The 20645-nt window shown below is 47.8% G+C and carries 14 protein-coding genes; 8 read left to right on the forward strand and 6 right to left on the reverse strand.

All coding sequences use genetic code 11. The annotated features are described in order from the left end of the window. Window positions 1-22 precede the first annotated feature (22 nt). From ACZ5KY_RS03855 to ACZ5KY_RS03880, 6 genes are all read right to left on the reverse strand, one after another. Entirely contained in the window at window positions 23-1396 is a 1374-nt protein-coding gene (locus ACZ5KY_RS03855; RefSeq protein ID WP_464242588.1) for an MFS transporter, read from the reverse strand. Between the two features lie 157 nt (window positions 1397-1553). Further along, a complete protein-coding gene (locus ACZ5KY_RS03860) occupies window positions 1554-3617 on the reverse strand; it encodes a diguanylate cyclase domain-containing protein (RefSeq protein WP_464242589.1) in 2064 nt (687 codons plus the stop codon). Between the two features lie 311 nt (window positions 3618-3928). Next, entirely contained in the window at window positions 3929-5683 is a 1755-nt protein-coding gene (locus ACZ5KY_RS03865) for an SLC13 family permease (RefSeq protein WP_464242590.1), read from the reverse strand. A 346-nt stretch (window positions 5684-6029) separates the two neighbouring features. Next, a complete protein-coding gene (locus ACZ5KY_RS03870) occupies window positions 6030-7421 on the reverse strand; it encodes a sigma-54-dependent transcriptional regulator (protein WP_464242591.1) in 1392 nt (463 codons plus the stop codon). Window positions 7422-7433: 12 nt separating this feature from the next. Next, window positions 7434-9926 carry an ATP-binding protein gene (locus ACZ5KY_RS03875; RefSeq protein ID WP_464242592.1) on the reverse strand — a complete coding sequence of 831 codons (2493 nt, stop codon included), beginning with the start codon at window positions 9924-9926 and terminating at the stop codon, window positions 7434-7436. Between the two features lie 77 nt (window positions 9927-10003). Further along, window positions 10004-10567 carry an elongation factor P gene (locus ACZ5KY_RS03880; RefSeq protein ID WP_464242593.1) on the reverse strand — a complete coding sequence of 188 codons (564 nt, stop codon included), beginning with the start codon at window positions 10565-10567 and terminating at the stop codon, window positions 10004-10006. Window positions 10568-10874: 307 nt separating this feature from the next. Here ACZ5KY_RS03880 and ACZ5KY_RS03885 point away from each other — a divergent pair, with 307 nt between their 5' ends. The 8 genes from ACZ5KY_RS03885 to thyX all read left to right on the forward strand — a co-directional run bounded on the left by ACZ5KY_RS03885 (window position 10875) and on the right by thyX (window position 20566). Continuing rightward, window positions 10875-11876, forward strand: a complete 1002-nt coding sequence (locus tag ACZ5KY_RS03885; RefSeq protein WP_464242594.1) for a PstS family phosphate ABC transporter substrate-binding protein — start codon at window positions 10875-10877, stop codon at window positions 11874-11876. Between the two features lie 124 nt (window positions 11877-12000). Further along, window positions 12001-14232 (forward strand): ABC transporter permease subunit, encoded by a 2232-nt coding sequence (locus tag ACZ5KY_RS03890; protein WP_464242595.1) that lies wholly within the window; start codon window positions 12001-12003, stop codon window positions 14230-14232. Window positions 14233-14316: 84 nt separating this feature from the next. Next, on the forward strand, window positions 14317-15915 hold the full coding sequence (pstA, locus tag ACZ5KY_RS03895) for a phosphate ABC transporter permease PstA (protein ID WP_464242596.1): 1599 nt from the start codon (window positions 14317-14319) through the stop codon (window positions 15913-15915). Between the two features lie 21 nt (window positions 15916-15936). Further along, window positions 15937-16749, forward strand: coding sequence for a phosphate ABC transporter ATP-binding protein PstB (gene pstB, locus ACZ5KY_RS03900; protein WP_464242597.1), 813 nt, complete (start codon window positions 15937-15939; stop codon window positions 16747-16749). Between the two features lie 62 nt (window positions 16750-16811). Further along, window positions 16812-17474 (forward strand): phosphate signaling complex protein PhoU, encoded by a 663-nt coding sequence (gene phoU, locus ACZ5KY_RS03905; RefSeq protein WP_464242598.1) that lies wholly within the window; start codon window positions 16812-16814, stop codon window positions 17472-17474. Between the two features lie 660 nt (window positions 17475-18134). After that, window positions 18135-19382, forward strand: coding sequence for a transcription termination factor Rho (rho, locus tag ACZ5KY_RS03910; RefSeq protein WP_464244623.1), 1248 nt, complete (start codon window positions 18135-18137; stop codon window positions 19380-19382). Between the two features lie 129 nt (window positions 19383-19511). Beyond that, the gene (gene rpmE, locus ACZ5KY_RS03915; protein WP_464242599.1) at window positions 19512-19721 is read left to right on the forward strand and encodes a 50S ribosomal protein L31; all 210 of its coding nucleotides are present in this window, start codon (window positions 19512-19514) and stop codon (window positions 19719-19721) included. 161 nt (window positions 19722-19882) lie between these two features. Beyond that, a complete protein-coding gene (gene thyX, locus ACZ5KY_RS03920) occupies window positions 19883-20566 on the forward strand; it encodes an FAD-dependent thymidylate synthase (protein ID WP_464244624.1) in 684 nt (227 codons plus the stop codon). Window positions 20567-20645: the final 79 nt, after the last annotated feature.

Genomic DNA, 20645 nt, shown 5'->3' on the forward strand with positions numbered 1-20645 from the left:
GAACTATCTGCTCTCAAGCAGTCTATTTCTCCCTACGACCCGTCAAGTCCGACAGCCTGCTGAGACGATGACTTAGCATGTGGTCGGCTTCAGGAAGTCGTTGGCAAGCGATGGTGGCAATTAGGGACAGGCCACCGAGTAGGGCAATCAAAAGTGAGATACCATAAAATTGAGCCACTAGACCGAGTACGCTCATGGCCAAGGCCAAAGCACCAATCATGCAGTTGCTGAGGGCGGCAAAGGTCGCTCGCTCCTCGCTGGGTACAGCATCAACAAGATAGGTTTTTCTACCAAGGCGAATTCCAGATTCTGCCAAACCAATTAAGATAAACACCCCAACATATAACCATTTCTGAATATCAACACTCGGCACCAACATTAAACTCAGAGCAAGCAGCGCCGCACCTGCGGCGATGAGGGCACTGTATTGCATCACCTTACGACTGGTCTTATCTGCTAAGCGTCCCCAAAAAGGGCTACTGAGGAGTTGTGATAAACCAATTGCCGCAACCAAAAGTCCGATATCAGAACTATCGATTGAGCCAATGGAGCGCGCATGAATAAAATAAAAAGGGGTCGCAAGTTCAACACTTAGTAATAGGGCGCGTACAGTGATGAAGTGGCGAAAACCGAGATGCTGGCGGAAAAATATCAGCCCGTGTTTCACTTCGTTGACGGGGTTTCTGGCACCACTGGTTGCTCCAGCATCTTCGCGAATTCCAGCAAAGAACAGCCCGCCTATGGCCCAAAGCGTAGCGGCACTGACCAGCAGTATTTGAATGGTCCATAACGGATCTTGGCACTCTCTTAATTGAGTGAGTAGCGTGCCAGCAATGAGGGTGAGAACACCGCCGATCAGCGAACGCGTGGCCAGTAATTTACCCCGGTGGCCCTTCGTTACTGTTTTGCCAATGACATCCTGAAAGGCGACAGACGCGGTGCCGCTGGCTATGCTGAAGACTGAAAAAAGGATTAATATCGCCAGACCAGCGATTAGTGGTGACGGAGTGGTTGACATGAATGTAATGAGGAGTAAGCAGAGTGTTTGAATGAGTGCTGCAAACACCCATACCCATTTTCTTATGGCTAAGCGGCGAATTTGCCCTGCAGCGACCATCTGTGGCAGTAGTGAGAACGTCTGCTTGATGGGAACCAGACAACCGAGCATCCAAACAGGGCTCCCAAGCACTTGTAGGAGCCAAATAAGAACCAAGTTAGGTCCTGCGAGCTGTTCAGCAAGCTTTGTTGCCGCACCATTGGCAACATTCAAACTACGATTGTAGCGTTGTTCGTGACAGTCAGAATCGGAGATTTCACGACAGGATCGTTCCAGAGCATCTTCACCAAAGAGGATGGCATAAAAATGTCGTCCCGTTTTTTGGAATAATTGGCGCATGAATTAGACGGCCTTGTTTGATGAAATGGTAGCTGACGATTGGTTGTTAATCTTGAGTTGTCAATATAATAGACTTAAGTTGTAAGCAATAATATTGAGGAGGGTGAAGCTCTTCTGGAGCACTACACCTTTAGTCTGTATGGCTAATCATTGTGTGCTACGGGTTAACTTTTGTCGACTGCTTATTCTGGTACATGTTGCGATCGGCCGTTTTTAGTAAGTCCTCGGCTGCCGAACCATCTTCGGGGTGGATTGCCAGACCCATGCTGGACGAAGAACGGATGAGGTGATTTTCAAATTGGAAAGGCTGATCAAAAATGTGCAAGATTCTATGCACCAGATCATCATCAATGGTAAGCGAACGGTTTGGGATCATAATGACAAATTCATCACCGCCCCATCGACTGAGAATATCGCAATCGCGCAGTACGCCACGTAAGCGTCGAGATACTTGAATCAGAAGTTTATCACCTGTTAAATGACCATATTGATCATTTACCTGTTTAAAATCGTTTAAATCAAGAAGAATGAGGGTGAACGGTGCCCTTTTATTTTGTTGTAATGATTGCTCAAGTTGGGTGTTTAAATAGCGACGATTGAACAGTCCCGTTAAGGTGTCATGGTGGGCCATATCAATAACGTGTGACTCTTGTTTTTTTCGATCGGTAATATCGACAGCAAAATGTAGATAGATATCGCCATCATTTGATTCATCGACGGGACACCAGCAAATCATATCCCAGCGCCCATCTTCGCGTTGTTTCTCTTTCACATTGATTTGATCGTTATCGTGCAGTTCAGGCAGTTGGCAACAGTGGTTCACTTCACCAATCACAATGCCCATTTCAAGTGCTTTCCGATTTGCAGTGATAACGCGTTGGTTTGAATAGCGCGCTAAAACCGCCGGATAAGGGAGAGCATCGATAAGTGTTTGGTTAAGTGTTTGCGAATGTTCAAGTTGACTTTGTTGTTCAAGGTGGTCGATGGCAAACGATAGATCATTTGCCATTTGTTGCATCAAGTCATTTAGTTCATCATTAAAAAAGTCCGTCTGGTCTGCATAAACCTTCAGTGCTCCGATGGCGACACCATTAGAGCAAATGGGATAGGCTGCAGAAGAACGGATTCCGTTACGTTGAGCTGGGTCGTGCCATGTCGTTCCGCGAAGTTCTTGTAAAAAATTAGAGATGATGACCGATTTGTTTTCCCGAATAGCGATACTTGTTGGTCCTTTTCCCTCGGGCAGGAGAGGGTTGGTCGATACGTTAATTTCGTCGATGTAATCGCACATGCTGCCTGCACGCGCAACAGGTATTACGTGCTGTGTTTCTTGATCTACAATGCCAACCCAGGCTAATTTAAACCCCGCAAATTTAATTGCGATGTCGCATACTTCCTGAAACAGTTCAGCTTGTGGTAACTGCTTGGCAATTGATTGGTTTGTTGCGCACAGGGCGCTATATAGGTTTTTACTATGTGACATCTGTTGTTGAGCTTTGTCACGGGCGCAAATGCGCTTAATTAAGCTCCGTGTCATGGTCGTAATTCCGATACACCCCAATAGCCAAAGCATAAACAGGCTAACAGTGGTTCCGATCACTTTATTACGTAACATCATCTTAAGCGGTTGCAGTGGTACCCGAATACTCAAGGCACCATCAATGGAATTGCGTGAGTTGGGGTGCTGGTCGTGACAGGTAAAACATTGATCATCTGAAGGGATCGGGTGAAAGGTTCGATAGTATTCCTGACCGTTATAGCGGGTTACTTGTGAAAAAAATGTAGGGTGTTCTTTTTCTAATTGAACCCGTTCCCATTGGTCGGGTGCATTGATGGAATTGATGGGATTGAGGCTGGTAATTTTACCTTGTACGCCATTCTGAGATGAAAATTGTTGTATTTGGCTTAACATTTGTGCAGGAACGGTTCGTTGTAAACGCAATCCATCGTGAGTTATCACCTGAAGAGGTCCTGCTTCGTTTGTTGGTAGATAGACGCCGTCAGTGTGTAGATTCCAACGCCTAACACTGTCGTTGTAAGCGAATGAGAGGGTTGCTGATTGGTGAGCTAACGCTAGAACCTCTTGATCGCCTTGGTGGTGTTGAATGACTAAGGCGGCACAAAGCAGACCAGCCCAAAGACATTGAGCGAGGCACGCTATACGATGAAAATAACGCTGCTCATCACCCGGTTGTTCAATTTTTTTTGAAAATAGTCTCAAATCGTTCCCCAAATTCATGACCAAACAATTGTGTGAGCGTTCAAAAGGGCTGACCGGAAGAGTAGAACACTGTTATTCTAAGAGTAGACAAATAAAGTTAGAGTTTCAACACAATTAATTTTAGGTTGGATCTATTAATAGAGGTGTTTTTTTTGAGAACGAACTGGGGGACGATGAAGTGGGTGGAGAATGGGTGGAGAATGGGTGGAGAATGGGTGGAGAATGGGTGGAGAATGGGTGGAGAATGGGTGGAACGATTGAACTAATTGGCTACGCCGCTACTAGATGGCAGCGGCGTAGTGGATGAATATTTATTTAGGGACTGCCTCGACCCACGCGGGGATCTGGTCGATGACAATACCAAAGTTAGGCATGACAAAAAGGTAGGTAATCACAACGGTAATAATGATGCCAGAAATGTTGAGGCCTAAACCGCTGCGAGCCATCTGCGGAATGGTGACATATCCCGAGCCAAATACCACCGCGTTAGGTGGTGTGGCGACCGGAAGCATAAAGGCGCAGGATGCCGCAATCGCTGCAGGTATAACCAACAGCAGTGGGTTTTGGCCAAGGCCGATGGCAACGGCGGAAAGAATAGGCATCACCATCGCTGAGGTTGCGGTGTTGCTGGTTAACTCGGTAAGGAAGATGATCAGTGTAACGACTGCGATAATCAATAATAAGATTGGTGCATCGGCGAGCAAACTAACTTGGCTTCCGATCCAGTTTGCTAGTTTGGTTGTTTTAAAACCTGCAGCCATCGAAAGACCCCCACCAAACAGGATAAGAACACCCCATGGCATTTTAGAGGCCCAGTGCCAATCCATTACAAATTGATTCCGCTTAAAATTAACAGGGATAATAAACAGAACCAGTGCACCCGCCATGGCAATTGTGGCATCGGTGACAAGAGATGGATTCGGTAGGATAAAACTTAGGTCTTTACGGAAAATCCAACCCAGGGCTGTCAAAGCAAAAACAACGGATGTCCAGCGCTCACCAACACTCATTTTGCCCATTGTTTCGAGTTCTTTGGTGATCAGAGCACGGCCACCCGGTACTTTTTTAAGTTTGAGTGGATTGGCAATTTTGATCAACCAAAACCAGCACAGTGGCAACATGATACACACCAAAGGAACTCCAACCTTCATCCACGATGCAAAGGTGATCTCGTAGCCATATGTTTTTTGTAAATAACCTGCAAGAATGGTGTTTGGAGGGGTACCGATAAGGGTAGCAATACCGCCGATCGATGCGGAATAGGCGATACCGAGCATCAGGTTGAGACCAAAGTTGAAGTTGCCTTGCGAGAAGTCGATCTCTTTATCGAGGCCCTCTTTACGGCCCTCTTCAGCAACGTGGGCAATAATTGCTAGCCCGATCGGCATCATCATTACGGTGGTTGCCGTATTGGATACAAACGCTGATAGGGTGGCAGTTGCCACCATAAAACCAAAGATCAATCGTCCCGGAGAGAAACCAACCGCTTTGATGATATTCATTGCAATGCGACGATGAAGGTTCCAACGTTGCATTGACAGGGCTATAATAAATCCACCCATGAATAAGAAAATCAAATGACTCGCATAGGGAGCCGTAGCAGCTTTGGTGTGCATGATCCCCATAATGGGATACAACGCGATGGGTAATAAGCTGGTTGCAGGGATCGGCATCGATTCGCACATCCACCATGTGGCCATGAGCAGCGCAATCGCTGCCATGTTCTGCGCCGCAGGTTCCATCTGGTTCGGAGTGGGGATCACTAGCATGAGAATAAACAATAAAGGGCCTAACACCAGGCCAATTTTCTGACGCGTGGTATATTCGCGTGGTTCCCCTTCGTTAACACCGTCTGGGCCACTGCTGAGTCGACCTGTGTGCTCTGCTGGGGCCTCATCAATCTCATCGGCGAGGTCAACATCGTCCTCATGCCGTCCTTCACTGAGGTGGTAAGGTTGGTCTATTTGCCCTTTAACCCGCTTCAGTAGAGCTACGGGTGAGAACAGCACTAACGCTTTTACGTCATCGTGCATCTCCCACATACGATTCCATGCCGAATGAATCATTGTCAGACTCCCATCTTCATATATGTTTAGTTGTTGAAAACTGCGATTGTGGTGTGGCAGAGATGTGCTGTCTTCATATCTTCTATATAGCAATGGCAGTGCCAATGACGAGTTGAGACTGGATGGGAAAGCGTTTTGTTTGCCTATTAGAAATAAAGTTGTTTAATAACAGGTAATTATGGGGAAGTTGTTTTGTTTGAAGATTTTATGGTAGACGGATCGGAGTCTGTGGTCGAGGGGAATGCGTATACAATTGTGGAGGACTATCGCCTTAAGTGGCCAATGTCGGCCACTTAAGTTTAGTGCAGCTATCTAGCAGATTGTTCATGTTAAGTCCGACAGCCAGCTAAAGTGAAGGATCGCTCTCGATGGCATACTTTTCTAGCTTATAGCGTAATGTCCCGCGCGCCATATTTAGCAGTCGCGCCGCTTTGGCAACATTTCCCGCCGTGCGTTCCATCGCCTTGAGTATCAATTGGCGCTCAATGTCGAGAATTACGTTGTCGAAATCGATGCCACTGGGGGGAAGGTCGAGGTTAAGTGACGAAGCGATCTCATGATTTTGGCCCCAAATCTCTTGGGGCAGGTGTTCGGGTAAAATCGTATCACCACGGTGCATAATACAGATTCGTTCTACCACATTGCGCAACTCGCGCACATTTCCTGGCCAATGGTAATGGCACAGCAGTTCAAGGGTCTCTTTGGAGACATCTTGAATTTTTTTATTAAATTCGCCATTGAAATGGAGTAAGAAGTGTTGCATGAGACGTGGAATATCATCTTTACGTTCACGTAATGGCGGCACGGTGATCGGGAAAACGTTGAGGCGATAATAAAGGTCTTCGCGAAAAAGCTTCTCTTGAATCGCCTGCTTCAGATCACGATTGGTCGAGGAGATAATGCGGATATCGATATCGATGTTACGAACTCCACCTAAACGACGAATTTTACGCTCTTCGAGTACCCGCAGTATTTTAACCTGAAGGTTGATCTCCATCTCACCAATTTCATCGAGAAAAACTGTACCGCCGTTGCCCTCTTCCAATAAGCCTATTTTCTTTGATTTTGCATCGGTGAACGCGCCCTGTTCGTGGCCAAACAACTCCGATTCAAGCAGATTGTAGGGGAGTGAGGCACAATTTATTTCGATAAACGGTTGTTGGCTGCGCGCAGAAAGGGTGTGGATCGCTCGCGCAACGAGCTCCTTACCCGTGCCACTTTCACCAGTGATGAGTACCGTCGCTGAATCGTGTTGCGCGACTTCGCGGCAGCGATGAAACACCTCATTGATCTCGGCACTGGCCCCAATCATCTCGCTGCGCGAAAGGGGGGCGGATCCGCCGCGACGTTTGAGTCGCCGTAGATCGCGACGCAAGCTCTGAGTTTCAAGGGCTAAACGGACGATGAGGTGGATAGCATCGGCCTTAAACGGTTTTTTTATGTAATCGTAGGCCCCGAGCTTTAAGGCGTTGACAGCACTCTCAACCGTTGCATAACCAGTGATAATAATCACCAACACTTTGGGATCAATCTTTTTGAGTCGCTCCAAGACATCAATACCGCTCTCTGGGCCGAGATTGAGGTCAAGTAAGACGAGGTCAATCTCCTCCTCTTGCAACAACGTAGCGGCTTCGTCACCACCCGTTGCCGAGTAAGTGCGGTAGCCGTCATCGGTGAGAATACGTTCTAAGTTCTCGCGAATAAAGGCTTCATCGTCAACAATTAAGATTCGTTCCACAGTTGCCCCTTCCTACACAGGAAACCGTGCCGGAGCAGGTTGAGTAGGTAAAAATAGTGTAAAGGTTGTCCCTTGATGCTCAATACTTGAGACCTCAATGGTGCCATCGTGCTCGATGATAATATTATAGGTGATGGACAGCCCGAGTCCAGTACCTTCGCCACGGCTGGTGTGGAAAGGCTCGAAGATCATCGGCAAGCGCTCGGCTGAAATACCAGCACCTGTGTCGCGGATGGTCAAAAGTACGCCTTCGTTGCTCTGCTCAAGGGTGACGGTCAGTTCTCCACCATCAGGCATAGCATGTAGCGCATTGGTATAAAGATTTAACAAGGCCTGATGGATCTTATACGGATCAAGTAGTAGTTCCACCTGCTTGCCGACGTTATGCTGACTGACTTTGATTCCAGCTTGATCACATTGTCTGGCAATGGTGGCAAGGGATTGTTGCACAATTGGCAGTAAAGAACTGCGCTCGGTGCGGTTGACCGATGAGGTGGTGTAGTGCAGCAGTTCGTTGACCAAGTTGTCGAGGCGTTCAATTTCGTCAAGAGCTTTGCGAATAAGGTTTTGATCCTTCGGCGACGACAGCAAGCGGTCATGTAACTCATCAAGTAACAGGCTGATCCCTGTTAGCGGGTTGCGTACCTCATGAGCGATTCCAGCCGAAAATTTACCTAACGCAGCGAGGCGTTCCATACGGGCCAAGTGTTTACGTTGGTTGACGCGCTTGGTTAAATCTTCGATGGTGACAATATGGCCACGTTGCGACTGTTGATTGAGAGGGAAAATCGCCAAACGGATGGTGCGGTGCACCCCTTGACGGTCCACCTCAAGATAGCGGTTCCACGGCTGTACTGAGTCTTGAAGTTCATGTGTAATGGCTGAAATAATAGCGTCATATATTTCCGGCCAAAGATCGAGAACCTGTTTGAGTTCACTACCTCGTTGTGCGGGTTGAATAGCTAAAATACGGCGGGCGGCACTGTTGATGCTTAACACCTCGGCATTTTCGTTGAGGGTCATTAAGCCTGTTTCCATGCTCTCAATAATGGCGTTATTGAAATTACGTGCTTGGAGGATATCGTGTTGCGAGCGGCGCAAATCATCTAAGGTGTGAATTAGTTTGTCGCTACGTTTGCCGAGTTGGGCCACCATGGTGTTAAAGGCAATAGCGAGATCGCCAATCTCATCGCTGGATGAGACCATGACCCGCACATCCTGTTCGCCATCGGCCATCCGTTTGGTTCCCTCAATGAGGTCAAGAATAGGTTGGGTCATATTGATCGACAGCACCCAAGCGGAAAAAAGCACCAGTATTGCGGTAAGGAGAATGATCAGCCAGTTCGTGGCAATATACTGACTAAACTGAAAGCGTATTGCCTGAGAAGCATCGAGGGCCGGTTGGTGAAAGTCATTCAGTTCAGCACCGATGGTAATGCCACCAAAAATACCGCTGTGGCGGTAGGCACCGTAATTAAATTCGATGGGGGCATAAGCCATGATTTTATGAGAACCACCGATATTAGTGACATCAACCACCCCATGATCAAGATTGCGAACCGCTTTGGCTACTACGGGATAGTTGGGGTGAATAAAACCAGCAGAGTTGAGGTTAAATGGAATGCGTTTTTGCTGGACCTGTTCAGCCGTAGAGATCTCTGAATAGGGGGCAACCCAGTTTCCCTGCTCATCAACACCGCGAATGTCCCACTGTTTCGGGTGAGTGATCATCCACCCCTGGTCATCAAACATAAAGGCGTAGTTGCCGCTGTCATACGACGGGAAGCTTTCACCGTCAATGGTCGTCGGGTTGATGTGCTGGGTAAACTCCATCAGATGACAATGGTCGAGAGACAGTACCACCATCCCCAATTTCGCCCCGTTACGATCAAATACATTGGTAGCAAAGCGGATGACCCCAAGGTAGTTCTGTTCCGGTGAATGGGTGCTGGTATGCCAGCCGGTAAGGTGGGAAACGTAAATCTCCCCCTTCGGTAATGACTGTGTACGAGTAAAATAATCTTCCTGTTTATACGTGGTATTGGCGCGGATCGAGATATTACGCAGTTCTGAACTGGCGATACCTGAAACAATGCGAACTTGCTCCTGTCCGCCCTGGTCAATAAAGGTTAACTCAGAATAAAGGGCTGCCGCTTCACGGGTGAGGGCTGGGGTTTGTTTCGGTTTCTGACAGGAGAGGGTCGTGCGTTGATGGCGCTGGTGAAAACTGCGGTAGTGATCGACTGTTGCAGGGAGACTGGCTAAATCATGTAGATCACCGACGACCGAATTGAGAAAATCACTCACATTGCGTGATACCATGGTCGCACGTAGTTCAAGATTGTTTTTGACTTGTCGATCGATGGTTTCGGTTGATTTGTGAAGTAGGAAGGTTTCACTTTTACGCAAAGTGAGGATCGAGTTGACCGCTAGGATAACAAGAGGGATGAGAGAGAGGAACACTAGAGCCAGCTGAACTTTACGGTGTAGCTTGAGCCTTTTCATCCGTTACTCCTCTTGTTGTCGTTATCAATACAGGCATACTCCCCGCGCATTTAAGCGGGAAGTGTGCTTGATATCGACTAAGCGCGGGAGATAAAGCGACCCTCGCGCGTATCAACTTTGATTCGCTCATCACTTTCTAAATAGCCCGGTACCTGAATAATCATCCCTGTCTCAAGGGTGGCCTCTTTGGTTTGTGCCGTGGCTGTGGCATTTTTAATGGCTGGGGCGGTTTCAGTCACCATTAATTCAACGGTCAGTGGTAATTCAATGGTGATCACCATCTCATTGAATACACCGAGAACGAGATCTAAACCATCGGTCAGATAGCCACGGACATCCTCATAGAGATCGCCGCTAAGTTCAAACTGCTCATAGCTCTCCATATCCATAAACACCCCTTCATCACCAGTGGCGTAAAGAAATTGACCTTTACGGCGGGCGAAGTCGGCCTCATCGAGCTTATCACCCGATTTGAAACTCTTGGTTAGTACCTGAGAGGTGAGTAGGTTGCGGTATTTCGTCTTGATTATGGTGTTGCCGCCACGAGCTGTTGGCGATTGCTGATTAATGTCGATTACAGCACAGGGGGCGTTGTCGAGTTGGAACACTACCCCTCGTTTTAAATCAGATGCGAGAATCATACGTCATACTCCAGTGGTTAATATAAAAAAGGTGGTTTGTTTTACCGTATCACTACCGAACTGTAAACCTGCGGCTGGTGCTTTGTCTATTTTTCTCCACCATTATCAGCGAAATACTGCTGAATCTCCTGTTTTGGCAAGTGCGATGAGGTGCCCTCAGTGCTCGATTTAGCGCTCTTCTCACATAGCGCTAACACAATCCTAACGATTGAACGGCACTTTGCACAGGAACAAGACGCGGTTCTTGGTGGGCGGAATACATTGCTCAGCTCAGAGTACATGATGATGAAATCTAAGGAGAGTTAAAATGGGAAGAAACGCAGTAGGATATTTTGTTAAGAGGGCCACTGCTGGTCTTGTTGTCTTGGTTGCAACATTTTTGTCAGCAGGGATTAGTCATGCTGGTGCGCCAAGGGTTGATGTGAACCTGTCGGATTATGTCCTCGTCCAAGGTGTTGGTGGCAACCTGAGCAGTGTTGGATCCGATACCCTGAACAACCTCATGACATTTTGGGCAGAAGCGTTTCGGGCTAAATATCCAAATGTCAACATACAGGTCGAAGGCAAAGGGTCAAGTACTGCTCCTCCTGCGCTGATCGAGCGCACAGCTCAAATTGGTCCGATGTCACGCAAAATGAAGAAAAGTGAAATCGAAAAATTTGAAAGGCGTTACGGATTTAAGCCAACAACTATCGGTGTTGCCCTTGATTCATTAGGCGTTTTCGTTAATAAGGATAACCCGGTCAATTCCCTCTCTCTTCCTGAGCTCGATGCCATCTTCTCTAAAAACCGCAAGGGTGGCGTTGCTGAAAGTATCGTTACTTGGGGTCAGCTAGGTCTTACGGGTGATTTCGCTCAACTCCCTGTCAGCATGTATGGTCGTAACTCCGCATCTGGGACCTATGGTTACTTCAAAAAGCACGCTCTGTTCAAGGGTGATTATAAAGATACCGTAAAGGAGCAACCCGGTTCAGCATCGGTTGTTCTTGCGGCAACAGAAGACCTTGGCGGCATCGGTTACTCCGGTATTGGCTACCGCACTTCAGGTGTTAAAGCTCTTGCTTTGGCTAAAAAGCAGGGGGGTGTTGCGTACGAGCCAACCTATGCCAACGTGCTAAATGGCAAATACCCACTCGGTCGGATGCTGTATCTCAACGTTGCTAAGAAGCCAAACGAGCCCCTTCCCGCTCTAATCTCTGAGTTTATCGCTTTTGTTCTGTCAAAAGAGGGCCAAGAGATCGTTGTTAAAGATGGTTATCTACCTCTGCCTGCACCGATTGCTGCGCAGCAGTTGGCTGTTATTCAATAATTTCATCTCCTCCCGCAGTTTTCGGCTGCGGGAGGAGTGGGCTTTTTGCAGGTTGTGTTGTTGTATCCTGTGGTGCCAGTTTGTTTGGCTGGTTTCCCCCCCCTCTCTCCCGTAACGGTGAGTCATGGATAAGAAAATACTACGAAAAATTAAACGCAACGATTCTCTTGCAGCATTAGCTATACGCGCAGGTGGAATGTTGGTGATCGCCAGCGTCATTCTGATTCTGCTGTTGATTGGTCGCGAGGCGTTGCCATTGTTCTCCTCACCTGAGGCCAATGTGGTGAAACGCTTAGCGTTGCCGGTTCATTTGGCTCATCAACAGCTGATGGCTGTTGGTATCGATGAATACTTGGAAACAGCCTATGTGATCACTGCTGAAGGTCTTTTTGTTTTTGTCGATGTGGCAACGGGCGCGCAGGTCAAAATGTTAAGCGCTGAATTGGCCCACCATGGTAATCGAATTGTTGCGGTTGAGAGTGTTGATGAAAAAACGTTTTCGTTACGCTGGAGCGATGGACAAATCTCGCTTGAGCGGGTGGTGTTTCGCCAAGATTACGATCAAACGGGGCAACGGTTCGCTGAAATATCATTGAAAAACGTAGCCCACTTTGATGCCAGCTCTGAGCTGGTAGTTCGGTGTGTGGTTCGTCAAAGTGAGCAGGGACTGACGATGGTTCGTCAGAACCACAACAATCAATTGGACATTGTTCAGTGGCTTGAAGAGGAAGATCTGTTTGGTAATGTAGAAACCACACAGGTTTCCTATCGCCTGAGCAATGTGCATCCCGATGATTTAACCGCTCTGACTCTTGATGGTAGCGGCCAAACGCTCTATGCCGGAACGCACGGTGGTGCTTTGTTGCGTTGGGATCTCTCGACACCAGGTTCAGCAATGTTGCTCGATAAAGTGCAGGCCTTTCGTGATGGCCGTGAGATCAGTGCCTTGCGGATGTTGATTGGCGAGTTGTCGTTGGCGGTCGGTGACAGTCATGGTGAGGTCACGGTGTGGTTTCCCGCACCGACAGAAGAGAGCGACGGCACCAAGCGTCTCCAGTTGATCCACGCCTTGTCACAACATGATTCGGCTGTCGACCTGTTGATCCCGTCACCGAGAAATCGCACCTTACTCAGTTTAGACGACAATGGCGCAATCCATCTTGACTATTCGACTAGTGAACGCCACCTGCTGTCGATTGTTGAAACTGAAGCGGTGAAGCTAGCAGCTCTTTCTGTTCGTGGCGATGCGGTGATTGGTGTGCAGAACTCATCGTCAACGGTGAAATTAACGCTGTGGGCGATCTCCAACCCCCATCCTGAAATCAGTTTCAGCTCGCTATTTGGCAAGGTGTGGTACGAAAGTTATCAGCAGCCAGAATGGGTGTGGCAATCCTCATCGGCAAGTGATGACTTTGAAGCCAAGTTGAGTTTGATGCCGTTGGTCTACGGCACGCTCAAGGGGACATTTTATGCCATGATTTTCGCCATCCCGTTGGCGCTGTTTGGGGCGATCTACACCAGCCAATTTGGTAGCCGTCGCTTACGTAATGTCATAAAGCCAGCAGTCGAAATTATGGCGGCTGTCCCTTCGGTTATTATCGGTTTCTTGGCCGCATTGTGGTTTGCGCCCCTGTTAGAGAAACACTTTCCTGGTTTTTTACTTAGCATCCTTATTGTGCCGTTGGTGTTTATCATGCTGTTGATTCTCTGGCAGCCAATACGGGGTCATTCTTGGGCTAAACGGATTGAGAGTGGCCATGAATTTTTAGTCATGGCACCGTTGCTGGTGTTTGCCATTGCTATTGGTGTTGAGTGTGGCCCGTGGTTCGAACAGCTGTTTTTTGGCGGTAACTTTAAATTATGGCTCTTTGGCGCAACCGGCTTACGCTACGATTCGCGCAACAGTATCGTTATCGCCTTTGCCCTAGGCTTTGCCGTAATCCCCATTATTTTTACCATTACCGAAGATGCGCTATCCAACGTGCCGGGCAGTCTCAAGGCAGCCTCGTTAGCGTTGGGAGCCAGTCGGTGGCAAACCGTCTGGCGGGTGGTTCTCCCTTCAGCCAGTCCGGGAATTTTTGCTGCGGTGATGATCGGTCTCGGTCGTGCTGTTGGTGAAACGATGATTGTGTTGATGGCCACGGGCAATACGCCAATCCTGGAGATGAGTATCTTTAACGGCATGCGGCCTCTCTCCGCCAATATTGCCGTTGAAATCCCTGAAGCACCTCATGGTGACACTCTGTATCGATTGCTGTTCTTATCGGCGGTTCTGCTGTTTGTGCTGACCTTTGTTTTGAATACGGTCGCCGAAGTGGTTCGCGAACGGTTAAGGCGCAAGTATGGTCGCTTTTAGGTTTGTTCAGATGATAGCGGCAAATTTGAAAACCGTAGCGTTGCACGTAAGTGTCGCGCAGATATCTTTACAGTCGAGGAATCTATGAAACAGTTTGTGACTCGCGGTGAGCCGCAGGTGTGGTTAACCGCAGCAGCTCTTAGCGCAACATTATTGATGGGCTTAGCTCTCATAATAGTGGTGTTGGTCAATGGCTTAGGGACTTTTTGGCCAGCACAACTCAGTCAATTTTCCATGCATAATGGTCAACAGGTGTTGGGTGAAGTGCTGCAACAGGAGCCGTTGCCCGATGGCAGCGGCGACCGGATTCAACTCAAGGTGGGTAACCGTGATCTGTACGGGATCGATTTTCGCTGGATCAGCGTTGCCGATTTTAGCCAACAAACACAACCAGAGAATGTTGTGTGCATCGAGCGGATGGAGTACGGCAACTTTTATGGCAATTTGGTTGCCGTGGTGGTGCCAAATCCAGTGCAGGGTGAATCTGAATCTCTGTGGCAACAATTGGAGCAGGGGCGCGATCAGGTCGCAGATCAGCAGGAAATTCTCGATGATTTGGTCGATGAAGTGAGTGATATCAGCAGCCGCATTGAAGCACGGCAGATCACAGACCATCGCTTCGCTTATGATGAGGTGGCTGAGAACTCCGCTGAACGATTAAATTTAAAACAACAGATCGAGTTGCTTCAAGTTGAGTTTGGTGCACAGTTGGCCAAACAGCGCCAACAGAGTGGCGTTCTTGATGGATATTACGCCGAGTTTGAAGATGTCAATGGTCGTGCGGTTCATGTTGAATTAGCTAATATTGTGCGGAGTTACCGACCCAATCAATTATCTGTTTTTGACTCGGTTGTCATCTACGCCGATAAATTATTGGAACTGTTTATCGGCGAACCGCGTGAATCGAATACGGAAGGCGGACTGTTTCCGGCTATTTTCGGTACGGTTGTCCTTATCTTTGTCATGAGCATCTTCTCCTTCCCTCTTGGTGTGATCGCTGCCATTTACCTTAGTGAGTATGCGGGGGATGGCATCATGGTGCGCTTGGTACGGATTGCGGTGAATAACTTAGCGGGTATCCCCTCGATTGTTTACGGCATTTTTGGCTTAGGTTTTTTCGTGTATGGCATTGGTAGCGGGATTGACGAATTGTTTTTTGCTGACCGCCTGCCAACGCCAACCTTTGGTACCGGTGGTTTGCTGTGGGCCAGTTTGACTTTGGCTTTGCTAACCGTTCCAGTGGTGATTGTTACTACCGAAGAGGCGCTGGGGGCGATCCCGGGTGGCATTCGTGAAGGATCGTTGGCGTTAGGTTCCACCCGTTTTCAGACATTGGTTCGGATATTAATCCCTATGGCGTCACCGGGAATTATGACGGGGCTAATTCTGTCGATGGCGCGGGCGGCAGGAGAAGTTGCTCCCTTGATGATCACCGGTGTGGTGAAGCTTGCTCCTGCACTACCGCTTGATGGGACGTTCCCGTTCTTCCACCTTGAACGCAAATTTATGCACCTTGGTTTTCATATCTACGACATCGGTTTTCAATCGCCTAACGTTGAAGCCGCGCGGCCGATGGTGTTTGTGACAACATTATTACTGGTGCTGATTGTCATTGTGATGAGTGGTGTCGCAATTCGATTACGCAATCAGATGAAAAAGAAATATACCTTCGGAACCTTTTAACGGTTGCGAATAGGAGACATTATGAAAAGGACAGAAATAAGCATGGAAAAAAATACTGTGATACCGGCAAATCCGTTGACTGATCCGGTGATCGAAGTTGAAAATTTAGATTTTTATTACGGCTCTTCGCAAGCCTTGTTCAACCTCAACATGATTTTTCCGCGCCGCCAAGTCACCGCGCTCATTGGCCCTTCTGGTTGCGGTAAATCGACCTTTTTACGCTGCATTAATCGCATGAACGACTTAGTTGATGTCTCGCGTATGGTGGGTAGTATTTCTATTGATGGGACCGAAATCAATTCCGGTGATCTCGATGTCATTGAGCTGCGTCGCCGTGTTGGCATGGTGTTCCAAAAATCGAACCCGTTTCCGAAGTCGATCTACGAAAATGTGATCTATGGGCTACGTATTGCCGGCATTAACGACAAAAATAGCCTTGATGAAGTGGTTGAGAAAAGCTTGATTGGCGCAGGGTTATGGGCTGAAGTGAAAGATCGTCTGCACGAATCAGCCCTGGGGATGTCAGGTGGGCAGATGCAACGGTTGTGCATCGCCCGCGCCATTGCTGTGAACCCTGAAGTGATCTTGATGGATGAACCCTGCTCAGCTCTTGATCCGAAATCGACAGCGCGAGTTGAGGAGTTGATTAAGGAGCTTCGCGATGATTTTACCATTATAATTGTCACCCATAATATGCAGCAAGCCGCGCGCGTTTCCGATTATACCGCCTTTCTTTTTGAAGGGGTGTTGGTCGAATATGACAAAACAGACAAGTTGTTTGTTAAGCCCGCCCATAAACAGACGGAAGATTACATTACTGGTCGTTTTGGTTAGCGGAAATTTTACTGTCATGTTGTGAAACGTGTTGTTACAAGAATATTTAGAAAGGGTACGAAATGATGGCAATCCATTTACAAGAAGAGATGAACGGTTTAAAGAGGCTGGTGCTGGCACAGAGTAGTCTTGTTGAGGGCAGTGTGCTTAAATCGGTTCAAGCGCTAGAGCGTGGAGATACCACTTTGGCGAGTGAAGTGATTCGCGTCGATCAGTTGATCAATCGACGTGAGGTCGAGCTGGAGGAGGAGTGCTTAAAGATCTTAGCTCTGCATCAGCCGGTGGCCACAGATCTACGCTTTATTGTTTCGGTAATTAAAATCAACAGCGATTTAGAGCGTATCGCCGATGTGGCGGTCAATATATCAAAACGTACTCTGGCTCTGGATGATGTCAATAATAGTGAGCCACCTTTCGATTACACCCTGATGGTATCGCGGGTATTGGCGATGTTTAAAAAAGCGCTTGATTCGTTAGTCACCCTCGATGCCGATGCTGCGGGCGAGGTGATTGCAGAGGATGATGAGATCGACGATATGCACCGTCAGACCTATATCCATGTTAAAGAGCAAATTCGCACCACACCCCATTGCCTAGAAGGGATGTTGTTATGGTTAGCTGTGTCGCGTCATTTAGAGCGTGTTGCCGACTTAGCGGCTCATATTGCTGAAGATGTGGTCTATATGATCGATGGCACCATTGTTCGCCATAATACTGATAGCTGATATTTTTATTGCTGACCATATCTGCTGGAAAAAATATCAATGTTCGGTTTAGTCGATGGTTGCTGGGGTGATTCCATGGAAAATGGGTGCTGGCTAACTATTTTTGTTGGTTGATGAATCATTTAACTGATTGACAACTGCGGAGAAAGGTTGTAGATAAAAAGATAGTTACACGGTTGCCAATGCAGCGTTTAACTATGCTTTTCTGTATTTCCCCCAAAATAATTAATCCTGCACATTCCTTTCACTCTAAATCCGAGGGGCCTGTTGTTCTCAACGGTACTTCAGTGATCGTTGTCGCGCATCAGCACACTAATGAAAAAAACTGACAGTCAAACGACCGAACCAAAGCAAACGATCGAAATTAGGAAGCCAGCTGAGACAAAGAAGCCGACTGAAACAAAGAAATCAGCTGAGGCAAAGAAGCCTGTTGTGACAAGGAAGTCTGCTGAGACAAGGAAGCCTGTTGAAACAAGGAAGCCTGTTGAAACAAGGAAGCCTGCTGAGACAAGGAAGCCTGTTGAGACAAGGAAGCCTGTTGAAACAAGGAAGCCTGCTGAGACAAGGAAGCCTGTTGAAACAAGGAAGCCTGCTGAGACAAGGACGCCTGCTGCTAGGCCTCGTCCTGCGCAAGATGTTGTTGAGCCTGAAGGTTCAGCCATTCATTTAAAAGATCTCAAGGCTAAAAAGATCACCGACCTGACTACCATGGCCAACGACCTTCGTATTGAAGGGGTAGCGGGAATGCGTAAGCAGGATGTGATTTTTGCGATTCTGAGTTCAACAGCGGCTAAAAAGGGAGCTATCTTTGGCGAAGGAGTGTTAGAGATCCTGCCTGATGGTTTTGGCTTTTTACGTGCTATCGATGCCAATTATCTTCCTGGCCCCGATGATATTTATGTTTCGCCATCGCAAATTCGCCGTTTTAGTTTGCGCACGGGTGATACGGTCTCGGGTCAAATTCGACCTCCGAAAGAGGGCGAGCGTTACTTTGCTCTGCTGAAAGTTTCGGAGATCAACTTCGAAGACCCTGCTGTCGCACGTAAGAAAATCTTGTTCGACAATCTCACCCCTTTGCACCCTGATCAACGATTAACTCTTGAAACCACCAGCGATAACATCCCTATGCGCGTGGTCGATCTGGTGTCACCGATCGGTAAGGGGCAGCGTGGCCTAATTGTTGCGCCACCACGTACAGGTAAGACGGTTCTGTTGCAAAATCTTGCCAACTCTATTACCACTAATCATCCTGACTGCTATTTGATTGTTTTATTGATCGATGAGCGACCTGAGGAAGTTACAGAGATGCAGCGGTCGGTAAGGGGCGAAGTGGTTTCATCGACATTTGATGAGCCGGCGACTCGTCACGTCCAAGTTGCTGAGATGGTGATTCAGAAGGCACGTCGCTTGGTGGAACATAAGCGCGACGTAGTCATTCTTCTTGATTCAATTACCCGTTTAGCTCGTGCTTACAATACGGTTGTCCCTTCGAGCGGAAAAATTTTATCGGGTGGTGTTGATTCAAATGCCCTACATAAACCGAAGCGCTTTTTCGGTGCCGCACGAAATGTTGAAGAGGGTGGTAGCTTAACTATTATCGCGACCGCTTTAATTGATACTGGCAGCAAGATGGATGAAGTGATTTTCGAAGAGTTTAAAGGTACCGGTAATATGGAGCTGGTTCTCGATCGTCGCTTGGTCGATAAGCGGAGCTTCCCGGCCATTGATGTCAATAAATCGGGTACCCGTCGTGAAGAACTTCTTCAAGATAGCACTACCTTGCAACGGATGTGGCTATTACGTAAAGTGTTGACCACCATGAATGTGGTTGACAGCATGGAGTTTGTTCGCGAAAAGCTAGTGGAAACCAAAGATAATCAAGAATTTTTAGATTCAATGAATAAATAATGAGCGTTTAGGTTCAACACTGTAGCGATAAAATTCTTGCATGGTGTCAGTAAACAGTGTATGTAACGCTATTGATCGTTTAAGAATATTCTGCCTGTACAAAGCCAGGCGCTACCAAGGAGAAACACCATGAAGCAAGGTATCCACCCTAAGTACGAAGAAGTTACCGTTAAATGTCACTGTGGTAGCACATTCCAAACCCGTTCAACTGTTTCTAAAAAAGGTGAGCTATCCACTGAAATTTGCTCAGAGTGCCACCCCTTCTACACAGGTACACAGAAGTTGATGGATACCGCTGGTCGTATCGAGCGTTTCCGCAAGCGGTACTCACAGAAGTAAACTTTGCACCATTGTTTTCTTCGACACTTTGGATCAGCCGCAGGGATATTTGTCCCTTGCGGCTGTTTCACGTTGACTGGTAGTTCGTTTCGATACCTCAACTCATTGCACGGGGCACCATGATTACCCCTTGTAAACTCACCGATTCAGAGGCTGCATCCATGCTCGTTCAGTTGCTGACCCATACCCCTGAGCCAGAGAAAATTGTCGCTGCGGCAGCTCGTCTATGCTATTCCGATTCAGGTATTGATGATCTTTTGTCGGCATCTGCTGAGCAACATGCACGGCTCATTGAAAAAATTCTTTCCCTTGGCCATTTTTCAGTTCTTGAGCATGTCAGTTTTAGCTTTGGAATTGAGGGCGTTAGTCGGGCGTGTTCGCACCAATTAGTGCGCCATCGACTGGCATCGTATTCACAGCAGAGCCAACGCTATGTGGCCAGTGATGCGCCATTTCCAGCCGTTGAACCGCCCACTTTGCACCAACATCCCGAACTACAGCAGCGTTACCATGAACTGTTTGGTCAGGTGTACCAATTGTATCGAGAGATGCTTGACGCAGGGGTCCCCGCTGAAGATGCACGCTTTGTCTTACCCAATGCCGCCGAAACCAAGTTAGTTATGACCATGAATGCGCGCGAGTTGCACCATTTTTTCAGTCTGCGCTGTTGTCGTCGTGCGCAATGGGAAATTCGTGACATGGCTAAAGAGATGTTGTTGCTGTGCCGCGATGCTGCACCGTTATTGTTTGCCGATTCTGGACCCGGTTGTCTGCGTGGTGCGTGTCCAGAAGGTAAAATGTGCTGTGGTCACGCTACTGAAGTCCGTGAGGAATACGCCAATTAGGCAATCCGTCAGTTCAGCTAATTCTGTAGCTGAAGTGATAATGGAAAATGAAATCGCATCAGTAATGGTGCTGTTTTGA

The sequence above is a fragment of the Desulfuromonas svalbardensis genome (genome assembly GCF_055389415.1).